The sequence below is a fragment of the Massilia eurypsychrophila genome, from assembly GCF_002760655.1.
Lineage (GTDB): Bacteria > Pseudomonadota > Gammaproteobacteria > Burkholderiales > Burkholderiaceae_D > JAFCUW01.
In genome coordinates this window covers 1-5,040 of record NZ_PDOC01000051.1, presented here as the reverse complement: position 1 = coordinate 5,040, position 5,040 = coordinate 1, and the positions used below count along the sequence as shown (strand labels likewise).

The following is a 5,040-nucleotide window of genomic DNA, read 5'->3' as shown; positions in this document are numbered from 1 at the left end:
GATGCAGACCAGGATCACATCGATCGGAAAGCGCATCCCTTTGAAGTTGAGCATGTCGAGTCGTCCTGGGTTCGGGCGCCGCAGCTTACCCGATTACCCCGTCGATGTTCGCTAATGCGACAGAACCGTCCGCAACGGCCGGAATTGCCCCTCGTCGATCTTCCGGTTCTGGCGCCAAACGTAGTCCCCAGTCAGGTTGATATGTTCCCAGCCCAGCGGTGACAGGTATCGCAGCATGCTATCGTCGGGCAGCTTGCCGGCTTCGCTCAAGGCTTGCGTCGCTCGTTCAAGGTACACGGTATTCCACAGCACGATGGCGGCCGTCACCAGGTTCAATCCGCTGGCGCGGTAGCGTTGCTGCTCGAAGCTTCGGTCCCTGATCTCGCCGAGCCGATGGATGAAGACCGCCCTGGCCAAGGCGTTGCGTGCCTCGCCCTTGTTTAACCCGGCATGTACGCGCTGGCGCAGTTCGACGTTTTGTAGCCAGTCCAGGATGAACAGCGTCCGCTCAATGCGGCCCAGCTCGCGCAGCGCGATCGCCAGGCCGTTTTGGCGCGGATAGTTGCCAAGTTTGCGCAGCATGAGCGATGCCGTCACGGTGCCATGCTTGATCGACGAGGCCAAGCGCAGAATGTCGTCCCAGTGCGTACGCACATGTTTGATGTTCAGGGTCCCGCCAATCATTGCTTTCAAACCTGGATATGCCTGCACGGTACCTGGAATATAGAGCTTGGTTTCGCCCAGATCCCGGATGCGTGGCGCGAAGCGAAACCCCAGCATGTGCATCAGCGCGAACACGTGGTCCGTGAAGCCGGCGGTGTCTGTGTAGTGCTCCTCGATGCGCAGGTCCGACTCGTGATAAAGCAAGCCGTCGAGAACATAGGTGGAGTCCCGCACGCCGACGTTGACCATCTTGGTGCTGAACGGGGCGTAGTTGTCGGCGATGTGCGTGTAGATCATCTTTCCCGGTTCGGCGCCGTACTTCGGATTGATGTGGCCGGTGCTCTCGGCCCGGCCGCCGGCGCGGAAGCGCTGCCCATCCGACGACGACGTGCTGCCGTCGCCCCAGTTCCCGGCGAATGCGTGGCCCAGCTGGGCGTTGACCAGATCGGCCAGAGCGGCCGAATAGGTTTCATCCCGGATATGCCAGGCTTGCAGCCATGACAGCTTGGAATAGCTCGCGCCAGGGCTTGACTCCGCCATCTTGGTCAGACCGCGGTTGATCGCGTCGGCCAGGATCGCCGACAGCAGCAATGTCCGGTCCTTGACCTACTCGCCATTTTTCAGGTGGACGAAGTGGCGGGTCCCGGTCCAGTCGTCCACGTCCATCAGCAGCTCTGTGATCTTGATGCGCGGCAGCATACTGCTGGCCTGGTCGAACGTTGCGGGTTGGGCGAGCTGGCCTGCATCGGTCACACTTTGTGCGAATGCAGCCCACGGAATCACGGCCTCGATGGCGGCGTACGGGTCAGCGCCGGATTCTTTGGCTGCGACGAGCGCGCGCCCGACCTTCGAATACAGGAGCACCTTGTCGTTGATCGCTTTCCCTTGCTTTTGGAACTGCTCCTGATGCTGGTTCCTGGCGGCACTGAACACTTTCACCATGATCCGGTCGTGCAAGTCGATCAGCTCATCGATGACGGTGGCCATGCCCTCGATTGCGAGCGCGACCAAGGTCGCGTAACGTCGCTCGTCCTCGAACTTGGCCAGATCGTACGGCTGCATCTGGGCGCCTTCCCTAGCCATCTTCAGTAGCCGGTTCTGATGGATCTGGCGGCCGATCCCGTCTGGCAAAGCGAGCGACTGGAAGATCTTGAGGCGCTCAATGTGCTGCCGCATGTAACGGGAGTTCGGCTTCAACGGCGACTGGCGCAGCCACATCAACCAGGTAACGTTCGTGTCGGGAGTGACGTGCAGCAGGTTGTCCAATCCGCGCTTGTGGTGCGGCTGAAGCTGTTCCAGCAGTGTCCGGTAGATGCGCCGATTGGCGCGCGTTACCGCTTCCGCGCAGGCTCGTTCGATGACCGCCAATGTCGGCAGGATGATGTGCCGCTGCCGCAACGTTTCCAAGGCATGGGCTGCGAGCACCAAGCCCTTGTCGGTCTGCATGGAGAGTTCCACAAGGGTATGCACCAGCTTGCGAAAATCCAACACGCCGAACGCGGACAGGCCAAGATACGCGCGTAGTTCCTGAAAGTGTTCGCGTCGGGTCTGATCTCGCGCCCCATACTGGTGCCAGACGGCGGCATCGCTTTGTATCTGACGAGCGATCCACTGGATGAGCGGATCCGGCACCGACATATCGACCTCCAGCGCATGACCAGGATAGCGCAGCAGGCATAACTGGGCGGCGAAGCCGAGCCGGTTGGCATCGCGGCGGCGTTGCCGGATCAGGGATAAATCGGACTCGGTGAAGGTGTAATACCGGATCAGATCGTATTCACCTTCGGGCAAGGCCATCAGGTTGTCCCGCTCGGTGGCGGACAGAATAGAACGGCGGGGCATGCGAGCTCCTGCGAAGATGAATGGGATTCGTTGCGCAAACGTTCGTTTGCGCAATCAAATGGCCGCACACGATTCCTATGGCGTTTACATGGTGCGTAAATGTATTGCATAATGATTGTCATTGGCAACAGGTTTGTGCTGAACGAACCGTATCGAGGAGCTAGCTGGTGGAACCGCAAGACGTGAAAGCTGCAGCAGTGACAACAACCGGCCTAGCCGGCGACATCCGCGTCCTGATCGACGAAGCGCGGGCCGGACTGGCCGCCACGGTCAATTCGGCCTTGACCATGCTGTACTGGCGCATTGGCCGGCGCATACGCGCCGAGGTGCTCCAAGGGGAGCGGGCCGGCTACGGCGAACAGATCGTCGCTTCGCTGGCGCGACAATTGGAAGCCGAACACGGGCGCGGCTTCGGCGCCAAGAACCTGCGCCACATGCTGCGCTTTGGCGAAGTGTTCGAGGCCGAGGAAATTGTCTACGCACTGAGTAGACAATTGAGCTGGACCCATTTGCGCAGCCTGATCTACATCGATGATCCCCTCAAGCGGGAGTTCTATCTGGAAATGTGCCGTAGCGAGGGCTGGAGCACCCGCACCTTGCAGGGACGCCTCGATTCCATGTTGTTTGAGCGCACAGCGCTCTCGCGCAAGCCCGACGAATTGCTCACGAGTGAACTGGCGACCCTGCGCGATCAAGGAGTGCTTGGCCCGAACCTCGTGCTGAAGGATCCTTACGTGCTGGACTTTCTGGGATTGCGCGATCGCTACCTTGAAAAAGATCTCGAAGACGCTATCCTGCGCGAACTGGAAAATTTCTTGTTGGAGCTGGGGGCCGGCTTCAGCTTTGTCGCCCGTCAAAAACGGCTGCAAATCGACAACAACGATTTTTACATTGACTTGCTGTTCTACAACCGCCGCTTGCGGCGCCTGGTCGCCATCGAACTCAAGCTCGGCGAATTCAAGGCCGCTGACAAAGGCCAGATGGAGCTCTACCTGCGCTGGCTGGCCAAATATGAACAAGAACCTGGCGAAGCGCCACCACTAGGAATCATCCTCTGCACGGGCAAGAACCGTGAACAGATCGAATTGCTGGAGCTGGATCAAAGCGGCATTCATGTCGCCGAATACCTGACCGGCTTGCCGTCCCGGCAATTGCTGGAGCAAAAGCTGCACGAGGCGGTGGCGCTATCGAAGGCGCGGCTGGAGAATCGTCCCAGCCCGGATCGGCTCGATCCAACTGCATCCGAAGTCAAGTAAGAGAGGGCAAACTCATGCGAATCGGTTATGCCCGTGTCTCCACCCAAGACCAGGACAACACGGCACAGATCGCGGCGTTGAACGCGGCGGGGTGCGGACGGATATTTGAAGAGAAGGTGTCGGCTGGCCGCTGGAATCGTCCGGAACTGAGCCGCCTGCTCGATCATTTGCGCAAGGATGATGTGCTGGTTGTCTGGAAGCTCGACCGCCTGTCACGCTCGCTCAAGGACGTATTGACCCTCATGGATAGGGTCGAGAAAACCGGTGCTGGATTCCTCAGCCTTACCGAAGCCGTCGACACCACCTCACCGGCCGGGCGCATGATGATGCAAATTGTGGGATCGTTCGCCGAGTTCGAACGCGCCATGTTGCGCGAGCGCACCCACAGTGGCTTGTTGGCCGCCCGCGAAGAAGGCCGTATCGGCGGTCGCCGTCCCAAGCTCACGCCAACGCAACAAAAGGGAATTGTCCACCTGGTCAATTCTGGCCAGAAAACGGCCGCCGAATCCGCGCGCCTGTTCAATGTCCATCCGTCTACGGTGGCGCGACTGCTGGCCCGCAACAAACTCACAAATTAGCTGAGCAACCCGGGGAAAAACCTTAGCGTACGATTTTCCCCGTTTCCCCTGTTCTCCCCTGTTCTCCCCTTTCAGAACGCATCAACAAGCAGAACAACCAGGATTGAAAAAAAGTGACAAATATCGACGACGACATGCCCATCATCTATTCCCCTCTGAATCGGACAGCAAGCCGTAACGGAAGGAGTGTCGAGGTGGAAATCTATCGCGCAGAGAATGAGGATTGGATACTCGAGGTGGTCGACGAGCACGGTAACTCGACCGTTTGGGATGATCTATTCCCGACCGACCAGGCGGCGCTGGACGAGGCCATGCGCACCATTGATGAACAGGGCATCGACGCGGTGATCGGCCCGCCGCCCGGCCAGGACAAGCGCAACCCAACCATGCACGGCTTGTCCGATGCCGAACTTTGCGACCTTGATGATTTTCTTGCCGACGAATCGATAGAATCGACGTCGATGGATCTCGCGATGCTCGACGGCTACTTTACCGCGATCGCCATCGGTCCCGGGCTGATTCCCCCGTCCGCATGGTTGCCATGGGTATGGGACCATGTCGATGGCCGGGCCGAGCCCGTGTTCGACAAGAACTCGCATGCGAACCGCGTCCTCTCGCTGCTGATGCGGCATTACAACGCGGTCGTCGAGGCTTTCAACACCGACCCGGCCGGTTGCGAGCCCATGTTCATGCGCGGCGCA

General features: G+C 59.5%; 3 protein-coding genes and 2 pseudogenes. 3 read left to right on the top strand and 2 right to left on the bottom strand.

Annotation, left to right across the window (positions count from 1 at the left end; translation table 11 throughout):
- Positions 1–111: 111 nt before the first annotated feature.
- Positions 112–1,848 (bottom strand): annotated as a pseudogene (locus CR105_RS26880) (Tn3 family transposase); the annotation flags it as partial.
- A gap of 210 nt (positions 1,849–2,058) precedes the next feature.
- Positions 2,059–2,505, bottom strand: a pseudogene (locus CR105_RS29560) (DUF4158 domain-containing protein); the annotation flags it as partial.
- Positions 2,506–2,669: 164 nt separating this feature from the next.
- On the opposite strand from CR105_RS29560, the gene CR105_RS26875 reads away from it, so the two are divergent.
- From CR105_RS26875 to CR105_RS28105, 3 genes are all read left to right on the top strand, one after another.
- Entirely contained in the window at positions 2,670–3,761 is a 1,092-nt protein-coding gene (locus tag CR105_RS26875; RefSeq protein ID WP_218968764.1) for a PDDEXK nuclease domain-containing protein, read from the top strand.
- Positions 3,762–3,775: 14 nt separating this feature from the next.
- Positions 3,776–4,339: a recombinase family protein gene (locus CR105_RS26870; RefSeq protein ID WP_099793989.1), complete on the top strand. Its 564-nt coding sequence runs from the start codon at positions 3,776–3,778 to the stop codon at positions 4,337–4,339.
- A gap of 113 nt (positions 4,340–4,452) precedes the next feature.
- Positions 4,453–5,040: UPF0149 family protein (locus CR105_RS28105; RefSeq protein WP_143752823.1), on the top strand; the 588-nt coding region annotated here is incomplete at its 3' end.

Excerpts from the sequence above, each read along its gene's own strand:
- CR105_RS26870 (WP_099793989.1), top strand. The coding sequence starts at position 3,776 with ATGCGAATCGGTTATGCCCGTGTCTCCACCCAAGACCAGGACAACACG.